This window comes from Blautia intestinalis (assembly GCF_014297355.1).
In the GTDB taxonomy this organism is placed as follows: Bacteria; Bacillota; Clostridia; order Lachnospirales; family Lachnospiraceae; genus Blautia_A; species Blautia_A intestinalis.
In genome coordinates, this window is record NZ_JACOQE010000018.1 from 1 (window position 1) to 22897 (window position 22897).

Sequence of the window (22897 nt, forward strand, 5' to 3'; positions counted from 1 at the left end):
TGTGTGGTAACTTTACAATATCAAATACTGGTAAGAATTGCCATTGCCTATTTTATTATTGAGAAAAAGAAAGCTGCGCCACAGCCTTGGCAGGCCATCGCGCAGCGATTTTGTTCAACTTGAATTTGTCTGGCTCTTTACATAAATGGAGTTTCATTTTCACATCAGCCATACAGATTATCTCTTCAATTTTTATACATTCTGATTTGAATTTTTAGAACCAGTTATAAAATATTGTTCTTCGGGGTTATTACAATCTATTTCAAACAGCCGATCTAATTCATAGTTGTTTAAATATGCCGTTTTACTTATATTGGACGAGCCAATAATTACAAAGGCTTTATTATCATTAGCAATGTAATAAAACTTACCATGATAAAAAGGTTTGAGCTGATAATTCTTTTAACACGTCACAAAGCAGTTCAAAACCGGTCTGTATATCCGCTACAGCGGTGGCTTCTGCCGGATTATGGCTGATACCTCCGATACTCGGCACGAAGATCATCGCGGTCGGGAAATGCTTTCCGAATACCATCGAGTCGTGTCCGGCGCCGCTGTTCATATGCTTATACGCGAGATGTTTCTCTTCACAGTGCCGCTCGATCACCCGAATCACGTTCGGATCCATCTGTACGGACTCCAGCCAGTCATTCTGTCGAAGCCGGGTCTGAAAGCCCTTGCGTTCGATGGATTCCAGTACACGTTTCAGAAGAACCACATCTTGAAGCAGTTCCTCATTGCTACCATCGCGCAGATCGATGAGCAGATTCACTCGATCTGCAATGACATTCTGCATTCCAGGAAATACCTGTATCGCGCCATAGGTAAGGGTGGCAGAAGGAGCCTGCGCCATCATCTGACGGGTAGACTCTGTGATAAATTCCGCAGCAGCTACCACAGGATCGTGCCGTAAAGACATCGAGGTGGTACCTGCATGGTTCTGGCTTCCCTGAATGGTCAGCTCATAGTTGACGATACCGACGATACTGTCCACAATACCGATCTGCTTCTGCTCGCTTTCAAGCACCGGTCCCTGTTCGATATGCAGTTCTACGATTGCTCGAATATCGTCACGTTTCACGTTTTTCAGCGTTTCCGTCTGATACCCGGCAGATACCAGTGCTTCACGAAGTGTGACGCCATCACGGCTGAGCTCCTCGAGATCCTCTTCTTTCAGCGTGCCACAGATTGCGCGGCTCCCCTGACAGCCGGATGGAAAACGACTGCCCTCTTCTTCCATCAGACCCCCCACTTCCAGGCTGTGTTTCGGAACGAAGCCCGACTGTTTGAGGTATCCCAGCGCTGCCACACCAGTCACAACGCCCAGTGCGCCATCATATTTTCCACCGTTCTTTACGGTATCCAGGTGGGATCCCGTCAATATGGTTCCAGGTTCTGTCCCCGGAAGCCGTCCATACACGTTACCGATCGCGTCCTCTCTGTATTCAAGCCCCAGATCCTCGATCCACTCACGCAGGATGTTCTTCGCGATTTTGTCTTCCAGAGTATACGCTGCACGCCAGATCTCTCCGTCGATGCGCGTCGCATCGGCCAGCTGACACAGCATTTCTTCGATTCTTACTCCCGCTTCGTTTTTCATCATAAATGTCACCTCATTTCATAGTTTGTTTTCTTTCAATATTTCTCCGTATTCTTCTCCTGCGCGACCTCCCATTGCGTATAATCAGGTATGGCATGCATCGTTTTCATGACAATACATCCCCCTTATCCAATGTCTAATATTCTTTTGCAATTTCCTCTGTTATCTCATATATCTCTTTGAATCTTTCTAGGTCCTCTGGAGATCTGATCAGCATGATTTCTTCGATTTTTCCGTTCTGTATGTCTTTGAACCCTGCTACTTCTTCTCCAGTACAAATACTTGCACGAATAACAGGTTTCATATGTTCTCTGTCATATGTTTTTTTCACGATTTTCTTTTTGAATAATCCCATGCTACCTCCCCATCTCCGAATATCTTCGACAATAAGATCAACTTTTTAATTCCTGGAACATTTTTCTGCATCAATCGCAAGTACAAACATCAGCGCATCCAACGCATTTCCCGAATTCTGTACATCAATAACATAAGTATCTGTCATATGAAACAGTTCTTTACTAACCCGTGCAATTGAATAACCGCTTCGATCAAGAATGCTATAGTCCCATTCCATAAAGGTTCCATCAATATGCCATCCATTGTAATCAATATTATAATGTGGCATCAGAAATGAGAATTCTTTACTCAGGCATCCGATATAACTGCCGTTTTTATAAATCTCAAATTTAGGAAGAAAAGTAAGTACTTTCTGAACAACCATTCCTACTTCATTTCCATAGGCATCATAAATTACAAGTTTATGTCCCCAGGACAACTGGCCTTTTACTACATAAACAGTGTTGCCTGCTTCATCATAGATATCATAGCTGTCAAACCATGAAAACAGCCTTTGTTTAAATAATAGCTTCATAACTTTTCACCACTCTCTCCAACAGATATAATTGGTTCTTTATAAGTACCATAATACCATGCCGGAACACCTTAAAAAATATGTAAATCGAAGAATTAACCCATCTTATTTCACGGATTATGATAAAACATAGATTTCCGGCTATAAATCTCTACTTGTTCACAAAAAGATATAAAAAAGACCATCTACTGCTTGTTTACGGTAAATGATCTTTTCATTGCAATATTTAATTAAATATCATACTGAGCCGATTGTTCACGTATCAATTTACATGTTTCTCATTGTATTGCTCGCCCTATTATAAATACAATTTATTTTCCTTCCTACCGGAACAAACCTTCTTCATTTTCAGTCCAGCGATAAAACTGACAAGCTTACTGTAATTTCGTGCTTTCTTCGGACAGACTGCTACACAGTGCATACAAGAAATGCACTTATCCTTATCGGTCATCTTTGGATTTTCCAACGGAATGGCACCTGCCGGGCATTCTTTTGCGCACAGACCGCAGGAAGTGCATTTTCCATTTGCAACAGGTTTGAGCGGAACACCACCATATTCTCGATATGGTCTGTTTCCCGGAAATGCAGGTGTACTTTGTGCTTCGCTGTTTTGCATAATCTTTGCGGCAAATTCCAGCAATTCCTTTTCATCCTGCCGATCCGGGCGTCCGGTTCCAAATTGGTGCATCAGGGAATGCTCTGCGACAGCCTCCATTCCTGCGATACATACAAATCCTGATGCCTCCAGAACATCCTGTAGTTCCAATAGAGTATCATCAATCATACGGTTTCCAAATACTGCCACAAGAATTGCTTTCGTACCATCTGCCTTTACTTTGCGGAACATATCCGTTACAACTGATGGAATGCGTCCACCGTAAGACGGTACAGCAACCAAACATAGGTCCTTTTTTTCAAATTTCACCTTCATGAGTTTATCTGGTTCTTTAATTAGATCGATTTCTTCAGCATCCAGCTTCGTCCCTTTCGCAACAATATCTGCTACTTTCTCTGTGCCCCCTGTCGGGCTGAAAAATATGTTATAAAATCTCATAATGATCCTCCTACTGATTCCGATTTGTTTATTGTCCTTTTATAACGGTTGCATCATTTCAAGAATAATTCCATCAGGATCTCGGAAGTAAAAAGCAATCGATCCAAATCAGAGACCGTTAGCCCTACATGATAAATTCTTCCAACCATATATATTCCTCCTACAATTTCTTCATTTCGTAAAACTTGAATTTATTGGCTTGGCTATGCAAAATATAGCATCCGACTTTATTTGTTTTCTTTGATTACTCTGCAGGGATTTCCAACTGCAATTACATTGTCTGGAATGTCTTTCGTTACAATACTGCCTGCTCCTATTACGACATTATTTCCAATCGTAACACCGGGCAGAATAATAGCGCCACCGCCAATCCAGACATTGTCGCCGATAATAACAGGTGCTGTTCCTGTTTTACAAAACTCAAACGAGCCATCCTCTTTCGGCTCACCGAAACGCTCCCCTGCATTTGTCGGATGAAATGCTGTATAAATCTGCACGTTTGGTGCAATCAAGGCATTATCCCCAATACGAATTATATTGTCATCCAAAAAAGTGCAATTCATATTTACTTCGCAGTTATTCCCAAAATAAATATTGTTTCCATAATCCACATAGAACGGCGCAGTAATCCACAGATTCTTCCCTTTCCCACCAAGCAGTTCATTCAGAATTTTTTCTTTTTCTGCAGCATCTGAAGAATTAGTTTGATTATAATTTCTTGCCAAATCTTTGGCTTTATGCCACTGTGTCAACAGCTCGGCATCCCCACAGTCATAAAGCTGACCTGCTAGCATTTTTTCTCTTTCAGTCATAATTACCTCCTGCAAATACCGATTTTTCAATTCAAATAACTTTAGGTTGCCTCTCATAAAATATTTGAGAAGAACTCTTCTAGTAAACTATTGATCATCTCCGGTTTATCTGTATTAGAATTATGACCGGCCCCTTCAACCCACTTTAAAGGAATTTTCGTTTTTCGATGCCATTCTCTGTTATACCTTATGCATGAACCGGCATGATCCTTTGTACCACATATCAACAGGGAAGGACATTTGATTTCATATGGCAGATCCTTTTCCATTGCCTCTGCCAGAATACGAAACCCATGCCCGGCAATTTGGGCATAACGATGCTGATCACCATCATAGACTAGCATCATTTCCTTCATCAGATTTCTGCCATAATCAGAAGTTGCAACTCCCTCGGTTCCGGATTTCAAAAGCAACTTCCATGGGTAATGTGCATATACTGGTTCCATTCTTTTCAGAAGCCAGATCTCCACTGCTGTCACATAGTTTCTCTGGAGCGGTGCTGAATCAATGGAAATAAAACCTGCCAGCCGGTCAGGATACAATTGTGCATAAGCCTGTCCCACATATCCTCCCATTGATTGACCGATTATAATTGGTTTTATGATTTCTTCTTTTTCAAGAATCCCATTCAGCCATTTTGCCTTATCAAACAGATCAAATTCAAACCGAAACGGCCAGGAAGAGGCATGAGCCGGTGCATCCCATACAATAATATTATATTTTTCCACGAAATGCTCAACCTGTTTATCAAACAGTCTATGGTCAGCAGTCAGCCCCGGAAGAAATACAAGCGTCGTTGTATCCAAACTCAGAATACTTGACCAATAGTGAATCGTTCCACAAGGAGTTTGATATGTACTTTCTTTCAACAAGTTCACCTCCACAATTTCCTTGCATTATTAATTCCCGTAGTTCTCCTCCCAGTAATCATAAGCATCATCATATCCGCCATCATAATTTTCTCCACCAAATTCCTCAGCCCAGTCATCAGCGAAATCATCCGGATCATCATAATTATAAACATCATAGGAATCGTTTCTCCGGGATGAATAAGAATTGCTGTATGTATTGTATGAACGCGATGGAGTACTCTTTTTTCCAGAAGAATAACTTCTTTGGGAATTTTCATATGCTCCTTCTCTTTTCATCGCCTCTTCATAAATACTGTTAATATGCTCCATGCAATAGTTTGTTCCCCAATCTTTTTTGTTCCAGCATCCCGGTTCATCACAGTAAAGATCCACTACCTTCAATGTAATTATGATTATCAGCTCAACAGTAAAGATTACTGTCGCTATAATTTTAAAAGTCTTTGAATAAAAAAATCCGGCAGCCACATATCTCTTCTCCTTTATCTCTTTTATCTAATTCTGATGTTATCAGTTTACATCAAATAGCAGTGCATAAATCCGCACAACCAACGGATTTGCCAGAACTAGTAGTTCTAAAGTATACTTTCACGATATCATTTCTAATACAGATTTTACCGTACTTTTTAATCTCAGTCCATCCTTTATACCCAGGCGATAGAAAAACTCTTCTGTCTCTGCTCCGCTGGCAAATATTTCATCGCAATACTTCGTAAGCACTTCCTCTTGTTCCGGAGGCAGTGTTTCCAAAAGCTTCTGGTATTCCTTCTCTATATTTTCATTATATGGCCGTGTATCTTGATTTGATTTCCATTCAGAATATGCTTTGCTCATACGATTGGAGATCATCTTATCAACAGACTCCTCTACGTCTTTTGACACCTTTGAGGGAGACTCTTGCTTTTGAACTTTTTCGTTCTTCGCTTTTTCAAGTGTTGACTCGTCAATATAGTGAATAATTTCTCTCAAATTCGACTTCATATGGATTATGCACAGTTCGTTCTTTTCATAAAACCTATTCTGTTTTTCGACTTCTGTGCTATAATGCTTTATTATAAAAATTCCCATGGACAAAACGAGGTGAACCAAGTGAAAAAACAAACACTTGTGCCTCTTATCACTTTTTTACTGGGCATATGCCTTGTTAGTTTGATTGTATACAAAACAGACACCCACGAAAAAGAGCAGAGACACATAACAGCACAATTACAGCTGCAGAAATTCACCAAACTTCCTAAATCATTCTCATACCATGGTAAGGAACATGCATTTTATATTTCTCTAGGATATGCAGAATATCCAACATTTGCATCCAATCGTTCACAACTCATGCGCTACGCAGATGCCGCTCTTTATGAAATAAAACTTCATGGAAAAAATGGATGTATGGTCTACAGAGAAGGACTTCGGTCAGGTGCCCGCAAACAACTTGGATTCGCATTCAAGGATATCTCTGAACATCTTCCAGGTGCATTCATCATATACAGAGCTGACAAAGAAGATGATGAACTATTTTTTGCAAATGATGAATTTCTTCATATGTCTGGATATAAAGATATAGATGAACTGTTCAGACTTACTGAGAAAAGTTTTCGCAACTTGATTCGTGAAGATGAACAGCAACAGATAGAATCAAGTATCTGGGAACAGATTGACAATGGCAATGAAAATGACTATATTCACTTTCATCTTCGAAAAGCTGACGGAACTTATTTTTCTGTTCTTGATCATGGAAGAATTGTAGAGAGCCCGCAATACGGGAAAGTATTTTATGTATTGTTCATGGATTGGGAAGATATGCATATTCGTTACAATGATAAATTCGCAAGATAAAATATTGCAAAAAACAGAGCGTATGATCTATTTTCATATAATGTTTATATCGGCAAGCTCTATCAAAAGGAAATCGACTTTGTTGCTCAGAGAAGCAACGAGAAGTTTTATATTCAGATCAGCGATAACATTTCCGTGCAGGAAACATTTGAGAGAAAATGCTTTCCTCGGCTTCAGATTCGAGATGCTTATCCGAAAATGATTATTGCTAGAACCAAACATCCCCAATATAGCTATGAAGGAATCGTAATTCACGATATAGCCGATTGGTTACTACAAGAATAAGCAAGGCTAAATATCTCCAGCATTCTCTTTTGAAATGATGGAGATATTTTTATTATGACGGAGATTGCAGATGAATTCAGACGAAGCATCCTACGAAAAGAGTTTTATATAGATGTACTGAACTGTGATCCGATGTCTTTTTGACAAGGAATGCGAACTGACAAATGCTCATTTTCACAAAAATAAGAATTTATGAACTCAAGTTCGTTACCAGTGACGAATATCTTTTTGTCTTGTTTTTAATATCTTCCTCAGTAACACCATAATAACTGTATAAATCTCTGGATATTTTCTTAAATTTTTTCATTACCGCCTTATTTCCTGAATAAGACATTCCAAATATATTCCAAGTATAATCTATCTCCATTTCAAGAAAATCATCATCGATTCTTATTTTATACAAATGAAAATCCATAGGAATTATACTATCGGGCATTTCAGCAATCATTTCATTTCGAATCTTTATTTTACCCAAATACTCTTTGACGGATGCTTCATTAGAAAAATCCGGTACCGGAATATCCTTCATTTCACCCAAAAGTTCTGGTTCATATTGCAAAATCAAACTCTCTTTTAGACATTTTATTTGTTCAATATATTCTCTATCAGCGGGAGCAGTTTCGGTCAATTCGTATTTATCTTTTGCATACTGCACTGTTTCAGAAAGAGCATGCGGATTTGCAACTATTGTCTTCTCTACTTTTTTTCTCTTATATCTATATATGCTATTTTTGATTCTAATCTTTAATGGTTGCTTTTTTGAATGTCCTGCTATAATTTTGTTTCCATAGCATGGTGTACTCTTTTTCACCAGTAGCTTCATCCAAACCTTCACATTGAATAATGAACCCTTCTCTTTGGTAAAAAGAAATTGCTCTGGCATTCTTCTGATATACATTTAATCGTAAGCTGACTTTTTTATCCTTAATATAATCCAATAAAAGCTTACCTATGCCACATGACTGCATTTCATCAGAGACAAAAATACCTTCGATATATTCATCATTTAGTCCTACAAATCCTTGTATCATTTTATCTGCTTCAAACACATAGACTTCGGATTGTGACAGCATTTCTTTTACTAATTCATAATTACTTTTCCAGTATTGATTGGAAATAAAATAATGTGCTTTCAGATTTGTCTTTAACCATATGTCAGCAACTCTATCGATATCTCCGTTCAGCAACTTTCTAATCATAACAAATATTCTCCACAACTACATCCTTTATGCATTTTCTCTTTTTTCCATTCTATCACAAGCTCACCATTAATCATCAATTTTTTGATATTTTTTCTTTTCCCCCACTGTAAAACAGCCTCTGAACGATTCGTTATATAGAGGGATACAAATAAGAGCAAGATCCACCCATGTTTAACAGTATTGCCGTTTGGCATCCTGTTCTCCTATGGGATTTATCTTGATGGGGATCTCCCCATACCCTCTCAATAACAGACGTTTCACTTGTGGATCCTTAACAAACTTACCGAAGAAGAAAATTAATAATATATTTGGTGGCTACACCCCCAAGCCCCTGTAGAATAAATAACGCCAGTACTGGATATCAAAAATCCCGCACCGGCGTTATTTATTAAAATATTTTGTTTTTTAATCTTCAACACTCTCTACTGAAACTTCTTTTTTCTTCCTACTTTTACCAGAAATCATCTTGTGTCCTGTATAAATAGCCATAATCATGCAAAGCAAAGAACTTGCTGCAAAGTACTTATGGCCTTCTTTTGATCCCTTATAACCTGTATAAAAAGTTCCAAGCATTGTAATCAGTGCACCGATAGACCAATATTTATGTGATTTCATTCAGATACCTCCTGCCGTTTTTCTTAATCATATACCTTTTAAAAGATATATACAAACTGGAAGTTATAAACATCTTTGCAAATATACCATATCTATTAACTGTACACCACACTCATAAATTGGGTGGTCATAATTGTCCGTAAAGAAATTCGGAATATTGTGAGATCGGACAAATCCGCAATTTTCATAAAACGGTACGGTCAACGGGCTGTCACCTGTTCCAACCTGCAAAATAGAATATTCATCTGCATATTTACTTGCAAGGAAGTCAATCAATGCTTTCCCATAGCCCTGTCCTTGATTCTGAGGATCAACTGCAATATTTTTAATTTCAAGCATTCCATTATCTTCATCAGTAACGACACATTCAGCTTTTACATTACCATCTTCAAGTACATACATAGTACCTTTTTCAAGATAGTGATCAATCATATTTTCCTACTCATCAGCTAATAACAATAATGCTATAAATTGCTTTTTATTCTCATTCACTTCTCGGATTTTCATATTTATTACTCCGTCAAACTTGAATTTCTGGATGCGTATAATATGCGAAAAAAACTTAACTTCATCTTAAATATAGTGCTGAGTTTCACTGCCATTCTTTAACACCATTTTCACCACACCAAGCAATGCTGCAAACAAAACACCAGCAACCGGCCATACAATCCATGTAATATCCCAGCTCATCGTCCAGAAGCTCCATGCAAGGTAAATCGCTGTAGTCAAGCACCAATATACACCAGAAAACGTGTCAGTCTTTTTCTTAAACAGTTTTTCTTCTTTTGTATATTCGCCTTCCTGAAGAAGGGTATCGTAACTGCTTTTTACCATCCCAACACGAACCAACAGATTCACTCCTATTGCAAGTATGAATAGCAGTAATCCAACGGAAAGACCACAGTAATAGTCGGACGCTTCCATAGATTCGGCAATAATTGTCGGAATCACTGCCAGTATACAAAGCACTACCCCAACAGCTGTTCCTCTGATAAAAATTGGTTCATAGGAATCTTTTTTTTCTCGTACCATTCCAGATACACCATACTCTGTTTCAAAGCATTCTTTTTCAAAATGTTCCATATGTGATTCACTCATTCCATATGTAATAAACAAAAAGACGGCTGCCGCAACCATTCCAAGCAAAAAAACACATCCAAATACTGTTGCCAGAGATTCCGAAACATGAAATACGCTATCTTCTGCCATTGTCACAAGAACAATCAATAATATTGGACTTAAGATACACATACTTGTTGCGTTTGCCACTACTTTGGATCCATTTCTTTTCATGTCAAGAAATTCATTTGCATTCTCCATAGTTACTTTTTTCAACGGTTCTGCATAGCTTTCAGTACTTTCGTGATAGGTGATATTTTCTGCTTTCATTTCATCTTTTAATAGGTAATCTGTACTAACACCAAAAAGCTCCGACATCTGTAAAATTCTTTGCAAATCTGGAACAGCTCCTGCACTTTCCCACTTAGATACTGCCTGTCTGGATACGCCCAACTGATTGGCTAGTTCTTCCTGTGACCATCCATTCTTTTTTCTTTCCTCTGTAATCTTATCAGCTAAAATCATTTTTTCCTCCTTTTGCAGATTTTATGAGCTAAATATAACAGTTTTGCTGTTTGCATTCCACCATTTCAGGCTGTAAATCTGTCAACCAGAAGTTGCAAATCACAAAAGGATTCTATGAATCCCGATTTTCCAACAATACAAGCAGGAAATTATTTATCATCTGTATTTGTTTTATTGTTTTCCTTTTTCTTATAAGTCGAACCTAAGCAAAGAAATGCGGAACCAAGACTTAACCATATTATAGCCATAGTATTTTCATTTCCAGTCGTTAAGCCAATAGCTGAGGCTATCAAAAACAGAGCTGATACAACATAAAATAAGATTGATTTGTTTATTCCTTTTTTCATAAATAAGCATCTCCTGCAAACAATAATTTATTTTAATAAATATTTTTTAAACGCTTTATGATTATCAAAGTGGACTTCTCTAAAAAACAGAACTAACCAAATAATATAGGTTGGTATAGCCATATATGGGGTTAAAAAGCAGGATAATGTCGCTCCTGCTAACATTATAACAGTCCATATGAAGCACTGATTTCTTATATCACGAGAGATCTGAGCTTTATCATACATTGCCTGTTCTTCTTTAGAAAATGAATTAAATCCTGAAACAAATTTAGTTGCTTTTTCCTTAAAAATCGCAAATAACACACCTATAATTACAAATGGTATAACCAAAATTATACATGACCAAAATCCTATATTCATAATACATACCTCCTCTTAAAATACCAATTTCTCAGTTTCAAAAACTTGAATTTATCGTCTTGTTCCATTCTTATCAAAATTCTTTTTTAATGCTATTTCTGTTGGGAGAATAGATCCAATTAAAGGAATAAGTTGAACACCACAGATAATTCCTCCTATACTCCCAACACAATCTTCATTTTTTCCAATTACTAAAAGCATGAATATTACTGTTATCGGCAACATAACCATTCCACAGACATACCAAACTTTACCACAATATTTATGAGCAAATTCCCATGTGTCTTTGTTCTTCATAGACATCGAAGTCCGATATCCAAATACTGAATTTATTTCCTTTGGAGCCTTTTTCATAAAATATCTTCCAAAACCAATCATCGTAAATGGAAGAAGCAAATCCATAATCAACATAAAAATCCAAAACCCCATTGTAAACCTCCTTTACTACAACTTTCGATTGAGCTTTCCCTTATTGTTTCCCTTGTGTTATATCGTCCCGCCAGTGTTTACGAACTCTGATAAGGGAAAATACAAGACCAAGAAAATTATGTAAAACAGTATAACACAAAATAAAAGTGACATGGTGAACTGATTGAAATGCTTCTGATTTTTGTAGCAAATAATTGATTGAACGATAAGGAGATAAAATACGATGAGAACAATATTTGCAGAATATAATCCCGGACGAAACAGCATTGATGTTTATATCAGTGCAGGCTATATGCTTCGCATTGACCGCTGGAAAGCAGAAAAGAATTTGAGAACCACACCCGGATCAGATTGTGCATTAAACACACTTGCCATTGATGAGCCACTAGAATATGCGAGACTGTATCTTGATGGAAATTTACAGATGTGGGGTAGATGCAGAAGATTCCTTGACATTATAGTAATGTTCAAAAAACGCTGAGAATAATTTCTTCTCAGCGTTTCTGACGACTATTCGGACTTATTTTTTCCAGTAATTCTATTGTTTATGTTATTCCTGCTATATTGGAAGAAGATATCAAAGCACTGACTTATTGATTGTAATTATATTTTTTTCACTCTGCAAACCCGGAAGTTATATCATCACTTTGCTGCCAGATACTATAGACCTGATACAACGTTGATCGGATTCCCTTCCATAAACTGCTTTATATTATCCGCCAGAATAGAAACCAACCGCTGTCTTGTCTCAAGACCTTTCCATCCCATATGTGGCGTCAAAAGGACATGATCCATAGTATAAAGAGGGTTGGTTTCTTCAGGTGGTTCAGTTTCCTGAACATCAAGTCCGGCTCCTGCAATCGTACCATTTTCCAATGCTTCTATAAGAGCAGTCTCATCAATAAGTGCACCTCTTGAAGTATTAATGATAAACGCTGAGGGCTTCATAAGTGATAAAGACTCTTTGTTTATCATATGTTTTGTATTTTCCGTCAATGGGCAGTGCATGGAAACATAATCACTATTCTTGAGTAATTCCTCAAGCGACACATAGCGAATCCCCTTCTCATCCTCTCTCGGTGTCCTGGTATATACAAGTATGTTCATATCCAAAGCCTGTGCGATCTGGATAACTTTCCTGCCAATGTGTCCTGCACCTATAACACCAAGTGTTTTTCCATTTACCTCAACATGCGGAACCTGAAGATTTCTGGTAAAATTGTCATGATTTCCGCATGCCAGCATCTTCATCTGTACCTGCATTGCAGAACTCAGATTCAATATCATCATGATCGCAGTATGTGCCACACGTTCTGTGCTGTATGCCGGGATATTGCAGACTGTAATCCCCTTCTTTCGTGCTGCTTCAAGATCAATATTATTATATCCTGTACCTGCCTCGCAGATCAGTTTAACAGATTCCGGAAATTTCTGTATCATTTCTGCACTCACAGGCATCTCCTTTGTTACAATGATATCTGCACCCTGAATACGCTCTGACAGCTGCTGTTCTGTTGTATCATCATATACTGTAACATCAGAAGATAAAACGGAAAAATCCAGCTTCCCATCAAAATTCATTTTCTTTGCATTCAATACTACACATTTATCATTCATACTATAAATTTCTCCTTTTAAATTACTTTAGGCTATCGGGATTGCACCTCTTTATCAGTCGGCCATGATCTCCGAAGAGCCACATAGGATATTAAAAAGTTTGCAAACCAACCTGCTGGTACAGCAAGCCAGACAAATACAATGCCAAAACGCGGTGCACAAATCAAAGCAACCGACAGGCGGATCGCCAGATTCACCATATTTGCAATAAGGAACGGGCGCATGATTCCAAGACCACGAAGAACCCCATCGGTTGCCATTTTGATTCCCATAAAGATGAAGAAGTAACCGAGCCATCTCATATAACCCTCGGATACCTGATAAGCCAGGGCAGTTCCATCTTTACCAAGGAATAGTGAGGAAATCTGAGTATGCAATGTTTCAATGACTATAAAAGCAAGAACTGCAAAACATACATCTAACACCAGTGCAGCATGATATCCTTTTTTGATCCGTTCAATTTTCTTTGCACCAAAATTCTGGGAAACATATGGGGAAACCGCATTGCCAATGGATACAAAAATCAATGAAAAAACATTCTCTACCCGCATCGTCGCCGCATACCCCGCAAGTGCCTGTGTACCGAAAGGATTTACAACAGCCTGTACGATCATCATACCGATGGACACTGTAGACTGCTGAAGAACCGAAGGTACAGCAATTTGAAGCATGGAATATAACTCCTGCCTGTCAAACCAGTCAAAGCGACTTTTATATCGACGCATCCGGCTAAGGAAAAGAAAAAGTGAAAACACCGCAGAAATCCCCTGTGCTATAAGAGTCGCAAGGGCTGCACCAAACACACCGAGACCAAGTCCGGCCACCATCCAAAGATCCATAAAAATATTTAAGATTGACGAGAATACCAAGAGTCCCAGTGGGATTTTTGATTCACCAATGGAAGTAAACATGTTGGAAAGAATATTATACATAAACAGAAACGGAAAACCCACAAAATAGACCCGCAGATATAACACTGCATCATTCAGTATATCGCCAGGGGTTTGTAATACCCTCATCATCGAGTTGGAAAAGCAAAAGCCAAAAACACCAAGGACTATGCTTAGAATTAAAAAGCTAAACAAGGACGTTGACACGATGGTCTTCATTTTTCCATACTCCCTGGCACCGAAATAGCGGCTCACGAGCACACCGGCACCGACACCTGCTCCCAGTGCCACACAAATGAAAACATTGGTCAGCGCTGCGCAGGCCCCGACAGCTGCAAGTGCAGAGGAGCCAACAAATTGGCCGACGATGATAGAGTCAGCCATATTGTATATTTGCTGAAAAAAACTGCCCAAAATCATTGGCATTGCAAAAACCGTCAACGCTTTAAGAGGCGTATCTGTGATCAGATATTCATCTTTTGACATTATCATATTCCTCCAAAGCCTTTATAATTTCACTTATTTTTTCCTTCACCAGAATCTATTCCATAGATTCAAAACGCAAGTTTTAAATTACGTTATGAAACAATTATATGTAGTTACAGCTGCTAAGTCAAGCCCACGTTTACTTTCAGCTAAATAAATGATATGATATTTAATATCCGGAAGATATTATTTTACAGGAGGGACACTTATGTACCTGAACGGTTTAGATGAACTGGATCAGAAAATCATCCAGTTGCTTATAGAAAATGCACGTATTTCTTACTCTGATATCGGTAAAGAAACCGGTATTTCCAGAGTGGCAGTAAAAGCCCGGATTCAGGCTCTGGAGAAACAAGGCATAATTGAAGAATATACAACTATAATAAACCCTCAAAAGATCAGCGGTGCTGTTTCATGCTATTTTGAAATCGAGATAAAACCAGACCATCTGTCGCAGGTGACAGATATATTACATAATAATGATACTGTCACGCAGATTTACCGTGTCACAGGAAGAGACAAGCTGCATGTACATGCCGTTGCTTCATCAAGTGATGAAATGGAACACTTCCTGCACACAGTCATTGATACACTTCCCGGCGTTATCAGCTGCAGCTGCAATACGATCTTATCACGTATTAAAGATATTAAAGGATTACGGCTATAGAAGCCGACATAAAAGGCAATGATTTTTGCTAAGAAAATGCCGGTTTTGACTGGCAAATTTATAAGCTGCTTTCATATTTTTAAACACGGACATAACCAGTAGATGGACCTGCACCAACTTTTGCGATATACCCACTCTTAACCAGATTCGTCAAAGTCCTTTCCACGGTAATTTTGCTTATATCAGGACAAAGCTCCATGATTTCTTTCTTTGTAATTTTGCCAACCTTGTTATCAATAACCGCTTTAATTCTATCAGGCTTAGAAAGACTCCGATGCTTCAAGGAAGCGAGTGCAAAGTTCTTCCATCGCTTCAGCAGTCTGAAATGCGGGAACTGGAATAAAACGTGTCTTCTGATGACCCTCGGCATCTGTTTCTGCAATTACATTATCGGAATTCTTATAACTTCCACCAGCAGATCCCTGTGAATAGGAGTACAGATCTCGATGTAACTGCAAAATAATGTTCGGTCTTGGGTTGATATATTCATAGCCTTCGTGAATTGTGGAAAGTACTTCACGATAACCAGCAATTTCCTGCTCGGATCGGTTGCGGGGTTCTGCTTTTTGACTTACCAATTCTTCCAAACGCTTATCGCTTGTAAATATACCTTCGATTCGGTTGGATGCTCCCGTACTCTGAATCAATGCAACTTCTAAGAGTGTTTTCAATTCATCTACATTGGCTTCGAGAAATAATTCCTGTTTGCCTTTATGTTCATGAATGCTGCTAACCATCTGAACAATTTCAGGTGTTAACAACTTTGCAGGACTTACAGTAAAATCAAAGTCTCTCATAGGAATCTCCTTCATTTCAGATTTATCTCCATCATTCTATCATCAAATGATGGAGATCTCAATAGATTTGATGGAGATAGAATATCCATATACACAATAAATATCCTCATTTTATCCATATATTATATCGTTTTATGAATTGTTTTTTCACTAAAATTACACTATTTTTTCACTATTTTTCATTACTTCATCGTTTTCGCCAACGAATTGAGCAACGCCCGCCTCTCTGGATTCAGATTCTTTTTCTCATAAAATGCTTCTTTAAAAAGCTCTGCATTTTTCCTTTGGTCATCATCCGGAATATGAGAGTACGCATCCGTAATCATATTGACCTGTGCATGGCCGGAATCACCCTGTACTGCTTTGATATCAGATAATGGTACACACAAGCACGGAAAACACTTTATGCAAAATCTTCCACAGTAAAATCTATAAATGATCCGCAAAGGCAAAGGAAACCGACAGTTTACCATGTTTGGAATTATGGCAGTTCTTTTAGGAAGTGGAGATGCATTCCATCTGGTTCCCCGTGCAGTAGCGCTTTGTACAACTGGACTTGAGAACTTTACTGTACAGATGGGGTTAGGAAAGTGGATTACCTCTATCACTATGACTATCCTAAAATCATCCCCGCCTCAGAATTTGCAACAAGTTGTTGCAAATTTTCTATATCCTTTTATTTTACAGAAGTACTTATTTTTAACTTTTTTCCTTCAGATTTTTATATTGCAAAAATCATATCACCATCTGCAGTATATCCTCTATATGTTCTGCATAATAATCAGCCCCATTCAGTTCCCCTTTCTCACCATATCCATACAGGCATCCTATAAAAGGGCTTTTGCAGGACCTGGCACATTCCAGATCCTGTCTCCTGTCTCCGACTACCAGATAAGGGCCACTATATTCCCGGATGATTTCCTGCACAATTTCTGTCTTTGGACGGAATCTGTATGATTCACAGTCATAAAAACGATCAAACCATCGTTCCATCCCAAATTCCTTCCAGTGTGCCTCACGATATGAAGCTTTACAGTTACTTAAGATCACAAGGTGATATCCCCGGTTCTTCAAAGCTGTTAGCATCTCCTCTGCTCCCGGATACCACACTGCCTTATGTTTCCTGATCTGTCTTACCATCAGATCTCCTACCATCCTGCTTGCCTGCTCTTTATAGCTCTGATCCAGTTCCGGCAAAAATGTATTCCACATCTCCTTACTGTTAAGTCCCAGCCAGCCGGCAATTTCCACCGAGCCTATCTCCCGTTCTTCGGTAACCTTCTGTTCTGTCAGCCACTGATAGGTTTCACGAAATGCCGGTTCATAGATTCCAAGGGTATGATGGATCGTTCCATCATAATCGAATATGATCGTTTTTGTCATCATTTATTTTCCTGTCTTTTAGAGCTGCTTCATCAGATTGACCATCTCAATCGCAGATAATGCACAATCATAGCCTTTATTTCCCGCTTTGCTTCCTGCACGCGCAATAGCCTGCTCGATATTTTCAGTCGTGATCACTCCGAATAAAACCGGGATTCCTGTTGCAAGTTCAACCTGTGCGATTCCCTTGGCAGATTCATTACACACCAGATCATAATGTGAAGTATCTCCACGGATGACAGCTCCAACGCAGATAATTGCATCATATTTTCCTGACTGTGCCATCTTCTGTGCTGTAATCGGAATCTCAAATGCTCCCGGTACCCATGCTGCAGTAATGTTCTCTTCTTCTACTCCATGTCTTACCAGTCCGTCGACTGCCCCTCCCAATAATTTATTCACAATAATTTCATTGAATCTCGCTGCCACGATACCAACCTTCATTCCCTCCGGTGCTACTACTTTTCCTTCTACTAAATTGATCTGTCTCATTTTTTCTTCCTCCTGATATTTGCTGTTTTTTATAAATTTATTTCTTTAAAAATATGACCCATCTTTTCCTGCTTCGTCTTCATATACTTCCGGTCATACTTTTGTGCCGGAATCTCCAGAGGTACTCTCTCATTGATCTTCAGTCCGAATTCGCCAAGTCCATAGACTTTATCCGGATTATTTGTCAGTAATCTTAATGATTTCACACCAAGGTCTGACAGTATCTGTGCCCCGACCCAGTACTCTCTGAGATCCGGTGCAAACCCTAACTTCACATTAGCCTCCACAGTATCGTATCCCTGCTCCTGAAGCGCATATGCTTTGATCTTATTGATCAGTCCGATTCCTCGGCCTTCTTGTCTCATATACAGAATGATTCCTCGGCCTTCTGCTTCTACCTGGCGCATCGCTGTCTGCAGCTGCAGGCCACAGTCACATCTGAGCGATCCGAATGCATCCCCTGTCAGACACTCCGAATGTACCCGGCAAAGCACATCCTCACCATCTCCCAGATCACCTTTTACCAGTGCCAGATGATGCTCTCCTGTAATATCATTGATATAACCATACATTTTAAAATCACCGTACTGCGTCGGGAGGTTTGCAACGGCTTCCTCCTTTACATGCTTTTCATGTATTCTTATATAATCCTGCAGATCACGGATCGTAATAAATGTAAGGTTATGCTCTTTTGCCATTTCCCATAGCTGTGATGTACGCATCATAGTTCCATCTTCTTTCATAACTTCACAGCACACGCCGCATTCTTTCAGTCCGGCAAGTCTCATAAGATCTGTTGTTGCCTCTGTATGGCCATTTCGTACCAAAACCCCGCCTTTTCTGGAAATAAGCGGAAACACATGTCCCGGTCTTCTGAAATCCTCCGGTTTTGACTGATCATCCACACACTTCATGATAGTATAGGAGCGCTCTTCCGCAGAGATACCTGTGGTTGTATCTGCGTGATCTACTGCCACGGTAAATGCTGTACTGTGATTGTCCGTGTTCTCCGCAACCATCGGCGGAAAGTTCAATCTCGCCGCAATTTCTGCACTCATCGGTGTACAGATAAGACCCTTTGCATAGGTCGCCATGAAATTAATATTTTCCCTGGTCGCAAACTCTGCCGCACATATCAGATCTCCCTCATTTTCTCTGTCCGGATCATCTGTGACCAGAACTATTTTTCCTTCCTTAAGATCCCTAAGTGCTTCTTCAATTGTGTTGTACTGATAATTTTGTGACATAGTGTATATCCTCCTGTTCTAAAACCCGAATTCTTCAAGAAACTCCATCGTAATTCCGGATTCTTTTTTCTCTTCTTCGTTTTTTCTGATGCCAAGCAGTTTTTCTACGTATTTTCCGATCACATCATTTTCCAGATTAACCAGATCCCCCGGCACCTTTTCCAAAAGAGTGGTTTCTTCTCCTGTATGTGGAATGACCGACACCTGAAAACCAGCTTCATCAACCCTTGCAACTGTCAGGCTGATCCCATCAATACAGACGGATCCTTTTTCCACGATCAGATGCAAAATCTGTGGCGATGTCTCAATTGATACCCAGATGGCATTTTCTTCCCGGAGCATGGAACGTATCACGCCAGTCCCATCAATATGGCCGCTTACTATGTGTCCCCCGAACCTGCCGTCTGCAGCCATTGCACGTTCCAGGTTTACCTGGCTTCCGGCCTTGCAGCTGCCAAGACTGCTTCTTCTGATCGTCTCTGCCATCACATCGGCAGTAAATCCGTCCGGCTGAATCGACGTAACTGTCAGACACACACCATTCACAGCGATACTGTCACCGATCCTTGTCCCTTCCAGGACTTTCCGGGCTTTCACTGCCAGGATCCCTGATTCCCCTGTCAGCTGTATATAACGGACTTTTCCTTTCTCTTCTACGATTCCTGTAAACATGATTCCTCCTGTTTTTTATCACACACCTGACATTTTATCCGGATATCCTCACCGATCTGACAGATATCTGTATATTTCAGTTCCACTGCTTCAGACGGCAGTTCAACTCCAATACCCTCTACCGGTGTCTTCCCAGCCACACCGCCAAACAGCTTTGGTGCCACAAAAGCCTGTACTTCCTTTACAATTCCAGCTCGCAGTGCACTGTCATTTAACGTACCTCCTCCCTCCAGGAGGATGCTGTCAATGCCTCTGTTTCCAAGATCTGCCATCAGCTTCTTAAGGTCTATCTGATTCTTTTCGTCGGGACAGTAAATGGTTTCAACTCCCATGGTATGTAATATTTTTATTTTCTCTTTTGCATTTTTCTGTTCTGCATAAGCCACGATCGTCCGGTACTTTTCCGCACTTTTTACAATCTGACTGCCCGGCGGGATCCTGAGCTTACTGTCACACACAATCCTGACAGGACTTTTCCAGCCTTCTACCCGAACGTTTAACATCGGATCATCTGCAAGCACAGTTCCAATACCAGCCATGATTCCCATGTACTGATGCCGCATATGCTGTACTTCTTTTCGTGCAGATTCTCCGGTGATCCATTTTGATGCTCCTGTTTTCGTTGCGATCTTCCCATCCAGTGTCATGGCATACTTCATTACCACATAAGGGGTCTTCGTAGTAATATAATGGAAAAACACCGGGTTCAGCTGATCACATTCTTCTCTCATAAAATCTTCAACTACTGTTACACCGGCTTCCCTTAACATCTGTACACCTTTTCCTGCCACTTTCGGATTCGGATCTCTGGAACCGATCACCACTTTTCTGATCTTCTGTTCAATGATCGCTTCCGTACATGGAGGTGTTTTACCATGATGACAGCAAGGCTCCAACGTGACATAAATCACCGCACCTTCTGCTGATTCTGTAAGAGAAGCAATTGCATTACGTTCCGCGTGAAGTTCTCCATACTTTTTATGATAGCCTTCCCCGATGATCTTTCCGTCTTTTACGATCACTGCCCCTACCATAGGATTGGGATTCGTCCAGCCTTCTCCTTTTTTGGCCAGTTGAATAGCCCGAAGCATATATTCCTGATCCGTCATTTCTATTCCTTCTTTCTTATTCCTGTTCTTTGCCTGGGCTACGCCGAGGCTTTTAAACATGTGCAATCGGATTCACAGACAAGTGAATGGTATAGTTATTTCGAAAACGATGTACCAGATACAAAAAAAGCCTGCAGAAATATCTGCAGGGTGGAATTGATCTGTTACATATGATTGATAAATGAATGTCTGATTTTCCTATATAAAAAGCTCTGAAATGGATCACCATCTCAGAGCTCTGATACTACATTCATTCATACAAAAAATCAACTGTACTATCATCTTCTTCCATCCAGACTGTACTGTCGGCCCCGGAATCTCACCGGATCATGCCTCTCGGCTCGCGGGCTTTACCGCCGGTAGGGAATCTCACCCTGCCCTGAAGATATCTTTTTATTTATTTTAATACTTTATCTGTTGTTTGTAAAGCAGAATTTTTATTTTACTTAGTTTACTGATGGAGATAGAATATCCATATACACAATAAATATCCTCATTTTATCCATATATTATATCGTTTTATGAATTGTTTTTTCATTAAAATTACACTATTTTTTCACTATTTTTCATTACTTCATCGTTTTCGCCAGTGAATTGAGCAATGCCCACATCTCTGGATTAGCCAATACTTTTGCCAGAAGTTCCGGATCGACTTCATCAGCAACAGAACCGTCACAAGCAACCAAACGATAACGGTTTCTGTATAGAGTTGGTTGAAGCTTCTGGTTAAAGATTTGCAAAAGTTCCCATAGTGCATTATCTTTTAATTTTGCACGCTGGTGATAGAAAGCGGCTTTTGATGGTGTTTCATCAGTGCGTCCGAAAAAATGATAAAGTTCTCTCTCTCTGATATTGTATATCCACTATAGTTTTAGATGTATCATCTTTACCATCTTGAATTGATCAGAAACTGTCATACTGACCTTTGTGGATAGCTTTAAGCCATTTTTAGGGATGTAACGATAGTATGGTTCCTCCGCAATCACCTTCACATTACCCCCGATCTTTGCTGCCAGTTCTTCCGCTGAATCCACATAAAAGAACATTTGTGCATCGGCATGGCCGACCTGTTTCATATATTTTTTCTTCATCATGGTCATTCCTCTTTTGTTCACCGTATCAAAAACAACTTCCATATTTCCAAATTGCCCAATCATACGCAGAAGGGCAATGACCTTATGTTCCTCAAAATAATGAAATAACCCGCCTGCAGTAACGAGAATAGGAGCATCAAGTACATCATTGCGAACTTTTTTGATCCAATCCTTTGCAAAGGCATCCCCGGAAATATATAATTCCCTCTCTGGTTCGGGAAGAAGTCCCCGCCGGTATTCGATTACATGAGGCAGATCCACGGCATACCAGTGTGTCTTCCCGTTATCACATCGGTGATAGGTTGTCTCCAGACCACAGCCCAGTTGGACAATCACACCGTCCGGTCTGCGTTCCAGAAAAGACCGAATAATCCGATCCATATTAGCAGACCGGGAAGCAGAGGCCAAAAGCGTATACTGGTTCTGCATATTCTGTTCAATCAAGTCTAACGGCAGCCTATTTTTCAATTCCAATGCCTTTTTATCATATAAAATTTGCGAGCAATGCTCACTAGCATAAATTCTTCCCAGCATAGGGACAAACAGGGTATCCTCCACGACTCCTAACTTGGACATAGC

At 39.7% G+C, this 22897-nt stretch carries 28 protein-coding genes, 4 pseudogenes and 1 riboswitch; of the genes and pseudogenes, 5 read left to right on the forward strand and 27 right to left on the reverse strand.

The window, feature by feature from the left end; all coding sequences use genetic code 11:
- Positions 1–367: 367 nt before the first annotated feature.
- The 8 genes from H8Z79_RS16035 to H8Z79_RS17030 form a co-directional block, all read right to left on the reverse strand.
- Positions 368–1603 carry a M20 family metallo-hydrolase gene (locus H8Z79_RS16035; RefSeq protein WP_015541507.1) on the reverse strand — a complete coding sequence of 412 codons (1236 nt, stop codon included), beginning with the start codon at positions 1601–1603 and terminating at the stop codon, positions 368–370.
- Between the two features lie 133 nt (positions 1604–1736).
- Complete coding sequence (locus H8Z79_RS16040; protein WP_015541505.1) at positions 1737–1955, reverse strand: hypothetical protein; 219 nt, start codon at positions 1953–1955, stop codon at positions 1737–1739.
- Between the two features lie 45 nt (positions 1956–2000).
- Entirely contained in the window at positions 2001–2471 is a 471-nt protein-coding gene (locus tag H8Z79_RS16045; RefSeq protein ID WP_015541504.1) for an LURP-one-related/scramblase family protein, read from the reverse strand.
- Positions 2472–2769: 298 nt separating this feature from the next.
- The gene (locus tag H8Z79_RS16050) at positions 2770–3525 is read right to left on the reverse strand and encodes a 4Fe-4S binding protein (RefSeq protein ID WP_072522426.1); all 756 of its coding nucleotides are present in this window, start codon (positions 3523–3525) and stop codon (positions 2770–2772) included.
- Between the two features lie 227 nt (positions 3526–3752).
- Entirely contained in the window at positions 3753–4337 is a 585-nt protein-coding gene (locus H8Z79_RS16055) for a sugar O-acetyltransferase (RefSeq protein ID WP_117943867.1), read from the reverse strand.
- Between the two features lie 53 nt (positions 4338–4390).
- Positions 4391–5206 carry an alpha/beta fold hydrolase gene (locus H8Z79_RS16060; protein WP_118039886.1) on the reverse strand — a complete coding sequence of 272 codons (816 nt, stop codon included), beginning with the start codon at positions 5204–5206 and terminating at the stop codon, positions 4391–4393.
- A 30-nt stretch (positions 5207–5236) separates the two neighbouring features.
- The gene (locus H8Z79_RS16065; protein WP_118039885.1) at positions 5237–5674 is read right to left on the reverse strand and encodes a hypothetical protein; all 438 of its coding nucleotides are present in this window, start codon (positions 5672–5674) and stop codon (positions 5237–5239) included.
- A 120-nt stretch (positions 5675–5794) separates the two neighbouring features.
- Positions 5795–6175: a hypothetical protein gene (locus H8Z79_RS17030; RefSeq protein ID WP_225877041.1), complete on the reverse strand. Its 381-nt coding sequence runs from the start codon at positions 6173–6175 to the stop codon at positions 5795–5797.
- Between the two features lie 120 nt (positions 6176–6295).
- On the opposite strand from H8Z79_RS17030, the gene H8Z79_RS16075 reads away from it, so the two are divergent.
- Positions 6296–7039, forward strand: coding sequence for a PAS domain-containing protein (locus H8Z79_RS16075; protein WP_243023230.1), 744 nt, complete (start codon positions 6296–6298; stop codon positions 7037–7039).
- A gap of 36 nt (positions 7040–7075) precedes the next feature.
- A pseudogene (locus H8Z79_RS16080) lies at positions 7076–7324 on the forward strand (ATPase); the annotation flags it as partial.
- Between the two features lie 190 nt (positions 7325–7514).
- Here H8Z79_RS16080 and H8Z79_RS16085 read toward each other — a convergent pair.
- The 9 genes and pseudogenes from H8Z79_RS16085 to H8Z79_RS16125 form a co-directional block, all read right to left on the reverse strand.
- Complete coding sequence (locus tag H8Z79_RS16085) at positions 7515–8147, reverse strand: hypothetical protein (RefSeq protein WP_225877042.1); 633 nt, start codon at positions 8145–8147, stop codon at positions 7515–7517.
- Entirely contained in the window at positions 8062–8523 is a 462-nt protein-coding gene (locus H8Z79_RS16090) for a GNAT family N-acetyltransferase (protein ID WP_118039884.1), read from the reverse strand. Before H8Z79_RS16090 ends, H8Z79_RS16085 begins: the two co-directional genes overlap by 86 nt.
- Positions 8520–8720 (reverse strand): hypothetical protein, encoded by a 201-nt coding sequence (locus tag H8Z79_RS16095; protein ID WP_187002943.1) that lies wholly within the window; start codon positions 8718–8720, stop codon positions 8520–8522. Before H8Z79_RS16095 ends, H8Z79_RS16090 begins: the two co-directional genes overlap by 4 nt.
- A gap of 211 nt (positions 8721–8931) precedes the next feature.
- Positions 8932–9141: a DUF6219 family protein gene (locus tag H8Z79_RS16100; RefSeq protein WP_008392833.1), complete on the reverse strand. Its 210-nt coding sequence runs from the start codon at positions 9139–9141 to the stop codon at positions 8932–8934.
- A gap of 63 nt (positions 9142–9204) precedes the next feature.
- Positions 9205–9648, reverse strand: a pseudogene (locus H8Z79_RS16105) (GNAT family N-acetyltransferase).
- 66 nt (positions 9649–9714) lie between these two features.
- Positions 9715–10725 carry a helix-turn-helix domain-containing protein gene (locus tag H8Z79_RS16110; protein WP_015541488.1) on the reverse strand — a complete coding sequence of 337 codons (1011 nt, stop codon included), beginning with the start codon at positions 10723–10725 and terminating at the stop codon, positions 9715–9717.
- 149 nt (positions 10726–10874) lie between these two features.
- Positions 10875–11072 carry a hypothetical protein gene (locus H8Z79_RS16115; RefSeq protein ID WP_009203537.1) on the reverse strand — a complete coding sequence of 66 codons (198 nt, stop codon included), beginning with the start codon at positions 11070–11072 and terminating at the stop codon, positions 10875–10877.
- Positions 11073–11099: 27 nt separating this feature from the next.
- The gene (locus tag H8Z79_RS16120) at positions 11100–11435 is read right to left on the reverse strand and encodes a DUF3784 domain-containing protein (RefSeq protein WP_009319994.1); all 336 of its coding nucleotides are present in this window, start codon (positions 11433–11435) and stop codon (positions 11100–11102) included.
- Between the two features lie 51 nt (positions 11436–11486).
- Positions 11487–11864 (reverse strand): SdpI family protein, encoded by a 378-nt coding sequence (locus H8Z79_RS16125; RefSeq protein ID WP_003864540.1) that lies wholly within the window; start codon positions 11862–11864, stop codon positions 11487–11489.
- 223 nt (positions 11865–12087) lie between these two features.
- Between H8Z79_RS16125 and H8Z79_RS16130 the strand changes: the two are divergent.
- Positions 12088–12325: pseudogene (locus tag H8Z79_RS16130) on the forward strand (DUF6061 family protein).
- A 199-nt stretch (positions 12326–12524) separates the two neighbouring features.
- On the opposite strand, the gene H8Z79_RS16135 reads toward H8Z79_RS16130, so the two are convergent.
- On the reverse strand, positions 12525–13481 hold the full coding sequence (locus H8Z79_RS16135) for a 2-hydroxyacid dehydrogenase (protein ID WP_015541479.1): 957 nt from the start codon (positions 13479–13481) through the stop codon (positions 12525–12527).
- 32 nt (positions 13482–13513) lie between these two features.
- Entirely contained in the window at positions 13514–14857 is a 1344-nt protein-coding gene (locus tag H8Z79_RS16140; protein WP_118039882.1) for an MATE family efflux transporter, read from the reverse strand.
- A gap of 208 nt (positions 14858–15065) precedes the next feature.
- On the opposite strand from H8Z79_RS16140, the gene H8Z79_RS16145 reads away from it, so the two are divergent.
- Positions 15066–15524: an Lrp/AsnC family transcriptional regulator gene (locus H8Z79_RS16145; protein WP_015541477.1), complete on the forward strand. Its 459-nt coding sequence runs from the start codon at positions 15066–15068 to the stop codon at positions 15522–15524.
- A gap of 260 nt (positions 15525–15784) precedes the next feature.
- Here the strand turns inward: H8Z79_RS16145 and H8Z79_RS16150 are convergent, their stop codons facing one another.
- Together H8Z79_RS16150 and H8Z79_RS16760 are read right to left on the reverse strand one after the other, a co-directional pair.
- Positions 15785–16321: a hypothetical protein gene (locus tag H8Z79_RS16150; RefSeq protein WP_330360624.1), complete on the reverse strand. Its 537-nt coding sequence runs from the start codon at positions 16319–16321 to the stop codon at positions 15785–15787.
- Positions 16322–16503: 182 nt separating this feature from the next.
- Complete coding sequence (locus tag H8Z79_RS16760) at positions 16504–16710, reverse strand: hypothetical protein (protein WP_044929370.1); 207 nt, start codon at positions 16708–16710, stop codon at positions 16504–16506.
- Between the two features lie 46 nt (positions 16711–16756).
- Between H8Z79_RS16760 and H8Z79_RS17530 the strand changes: the two are divergent.
- Positions 16757–16939, forward strand: a pseudogene (locus tag H8Z79_RS17530) (hypothetical protein); the annotation flags it as partial.
- A 117-nt stretch (positions 16940–17056) separates the two neighbouring features.
- On the opposite strand, the gene H8Z79_RS16160 reads toward H8Z79_RS17530, so the two are convergent.
- The 6 genes from H8Z79_RS16160 to H8Z79_RS16185 all read right to left on the reverse strand — a co-directional run bounded on the left by H8Z79_RS16160 (position 17057) and on the right by H8Z79_RS16185 (position 22894).
- Complete coding sequence (locus H8Z79_RS16160) at positions 17057–17707, reverse strand: HAD family hydrolase (protein WP_004844981.1); 651 nt, start codon at positions 17705–17707, stop codon at positions 17057–17059.
- A gap of 15 nt (positions 17708–17722) precedes the next feature.
- Positions 17723–18196, reverse strand: coding sequence for a 6,7-dimethyl-8-ribityllumazine synthase (gene ribH / locus H8Z79_RS16165; protein ID WP_004844980.1), 474 nt, complete (start codon positions 18194–18196; stop codon positions 17723–17725).
- A gap of 29 nt (positions 18197–18225) precedes the next feature.
- Complete coding sequence (locus H8Z79_RS16170; RefSeq protein ID WP_055230843.1) at positions 18226–19443, reverse strand: bifunctional 3,4-dihydroxy-2-butanone-4-phosphate synthase/GTP cyclohydrolase II; 1218 nt, start codon at positions 19441–19443, stop codon at positions 18226–18228.
- An 18-nt stretch (positions 19444–19461) separates the two neighbouring features.
- Positions 19462–20115, reverse strand: coding sequence for a riboflavin synthase (gene ribE / locus H8Z79_RS16175; RefSeq protein ID WP_004844978.1), 654 nt, complete (start codon positions 20113–20115; stop codon positions 19462–19464).
- Positions 20097–21224, reverse strand: a complete 1128-nt coding sequence (gene ribD, locus H8Z79_RS16180; protein ID WP_009243651.1) for a bifunctional diaminohydroxyphosphoribosylaminopyrimidine deaminase/5-amino-6-(5-phosphoribosylamino)uracil reductase RibD — start codon at positions 21222–21224, stop codon at positions 20097–20099. Before ribD ends, ribE begins: the two co-directional genes overlap by 19 nt.
- Before the next feature lie 276 nt (positions 21225–21500).
- A riboswitch (FMN riboswitch) is annotated at positions 21501–21615 on the reverse strand.
- A 472-nt stretch (positions 21616–22087) separates the two neighbouring features.
- Positions 22088–22894, reverse strand: a complete 807-nt coding sequence (locus H8Z79_RS16185; RefSeq protein WP_148462642.1) for a class I SAM-dependent methyltransferase — start codon at positions 22892–22894, stop codon at positions 22088–22090.
- Between the last annotated feature and the right edge of the window lie 3 nt (positions 22895–22897).

Excerpts from the sequence above, each read along its gene's own strand:
- H8Z79_RS16035 (WP_015541507.1), bottom strand. The coding sequence starts at position 1,603 with ATGATGAAAAACGAAGCGGGAGTAAGAATCGAAGAAATGCTGTGTCAG.
- H8Z79_RS16040 (WP_015541505.1), bottom strand. The coding sequence starts at position 1,955 with ATGGGATTATTCAAAAAGAAAATCGTGAAAAAAACATATGACAGAGAA.
- H8Z79_RS16045 (WP_015541504.1), bottom strand. The coding sequence starts at position 2,471 with ATGAAGCTATTATTTAAACAAAGGCTGTTTTCATGGTTTGACAGCTAT.
- H8Z79_RS16050 (WP_072522426.1), bottom strand. The coding sequence starts at position 3,525 with ATGAGATTTTATAACATATTTTTCAGCCCGACAGGGGGCACAGAGAAA.
- H8Z79_RS16055 (WP_117943867.1), bottom strand. The coding sequence starts at position 4,337 with ATGACTGAAAGAGAAAAAATGCTAGCAGGTCAGCTTTATGACTGTGGG.
- H8Z79_RS16085 (WP_225877042.1), bottom strand. The coding sequence starts at position 8,147 with ATGAAGCTACTGGTGAAAAAGAGTACACCATGCTATGGAAACAAAATT.
- H8Z79_RS16090 (WP_118039884.1), bottom strand. The coding sequence starts at position 8,523 with ATGATTAGAAAGTTGCTGAACGGAGATATCGATAGAGTTGCTGACATA.
- H8Z79_RS16095 (WP_187002943.1), bottom strand. The coding sequence starts at position 8,720 with ATGCCAAACGGCAATACTGTTAAACATGGGTGGATCTTGCTCTTATTT.
- H8Z79_RS16100 (WP_008392833.1), bottom strand. The coding sequence starts at position 9,141 with ATGAAATCACATAAATATTGGTCTATCGGTGCACTGATTACAATGCTT.
- H8Z79_RS16110 (WP_015541488.1), bottom strand. The coding sequence starts at position 10,725 with ATGATTTTAGCTGATAAGATTACAGAGGAAAGAAAAAAGAATGGATGG.
- H8Z79_RS16115 (WP_009203537.1), bottom strand. The coding sequence starts at position 11,072 with ATGAAAAAAGGAATAAACAAATCAATCTTATTTTATGTTGTATCAGCT.
- H8Z79_RS16120 (WP_009319994.1), bottom strand. The coding sequence starts at position 11,435 with ATGAATATAGGATTTTGGTCATGTATAATTTTGGTTATACCATTTGTA.
- H8Z79_RS16125 (WP_003864540.1), bottom strand. The coding sequence starts at position 11,864 with ATGGGGTTTTGGATTTTTATGTTGATTATGGATTTGCTTCTTCCATTT.
- H8Z79_RS16135 (WP_015541479.1), bottom strand. The coding sequence starts at position 13,481 with ATGAATGATAAATGTGTAGTATTGAATGCAAAGAAAATGAATTTTGAT.
- H8Z79_RS16140 (WP_118039882.1), bottom strand. The coding sequence starts at position 14,857 with ATGTCAAAAGATGAATATCTGATCACAGATACGCCTCTTAAAGCGTTG.
- H8Z79_RS16145 (WP_015541477.1), top strand. The coding sequence starts at position 15,066 with ATGTACCTGAACGGTTTAGATGAACTGGATCAGAAAATCATCCAGTTG.
- H8Z79_RS16150 (WP_330360624.1), bottom strand. The coding sequence starts at position 16,321 with ATGAGAGACTTTGATTTTACTGTAAGTCCTGCAAAGTTGTTAACACCT.
- H8Z79_RS16160 (WP_004844981.1), bottom strand. The coding sequence starts at position 17,707 with ATGATGACAAAAACGATCATATTCGATTATGATGGAACGATCCATCAT.
- ribH (WP_004844980.1), bottom strand. The coding sequence starts at position 18,196 with ATGAGACAGATCAATTTAGTAGAAGGAAAAGTAGTAGCACCGGAGGGA.
- H8Z79_RS16170 (WP_055230843.1), bottom strand. The coding sequence starts at position 19,443 with ATGTCACAAAATTATCAGTACAACACAATTGAAGAAGCACTTAGGGAT.
- ribE (WP_004844978.1), bottom strand. The coding sequence starts at position 20,115 with ATGTTTACAGGAATCGTAGAAGAGAAAGGAAAAGTCCGTTATATACAG.
- ribD (WP_009243651.1), bottom strand. The coding sequence starts at position 21,224 with ATGACGGATCAGGAATATATGCTTCGGGCTATTCAACTGGCCAAAAAA.
- H8Z79_RS16185 (WP_148462642.1), bottom strand. The coding sequence starts at position 22,894 with ATGTCCAAGTTAGGAGTCGTGGAGGATACCCTGTTTGTCCCTATGCTG.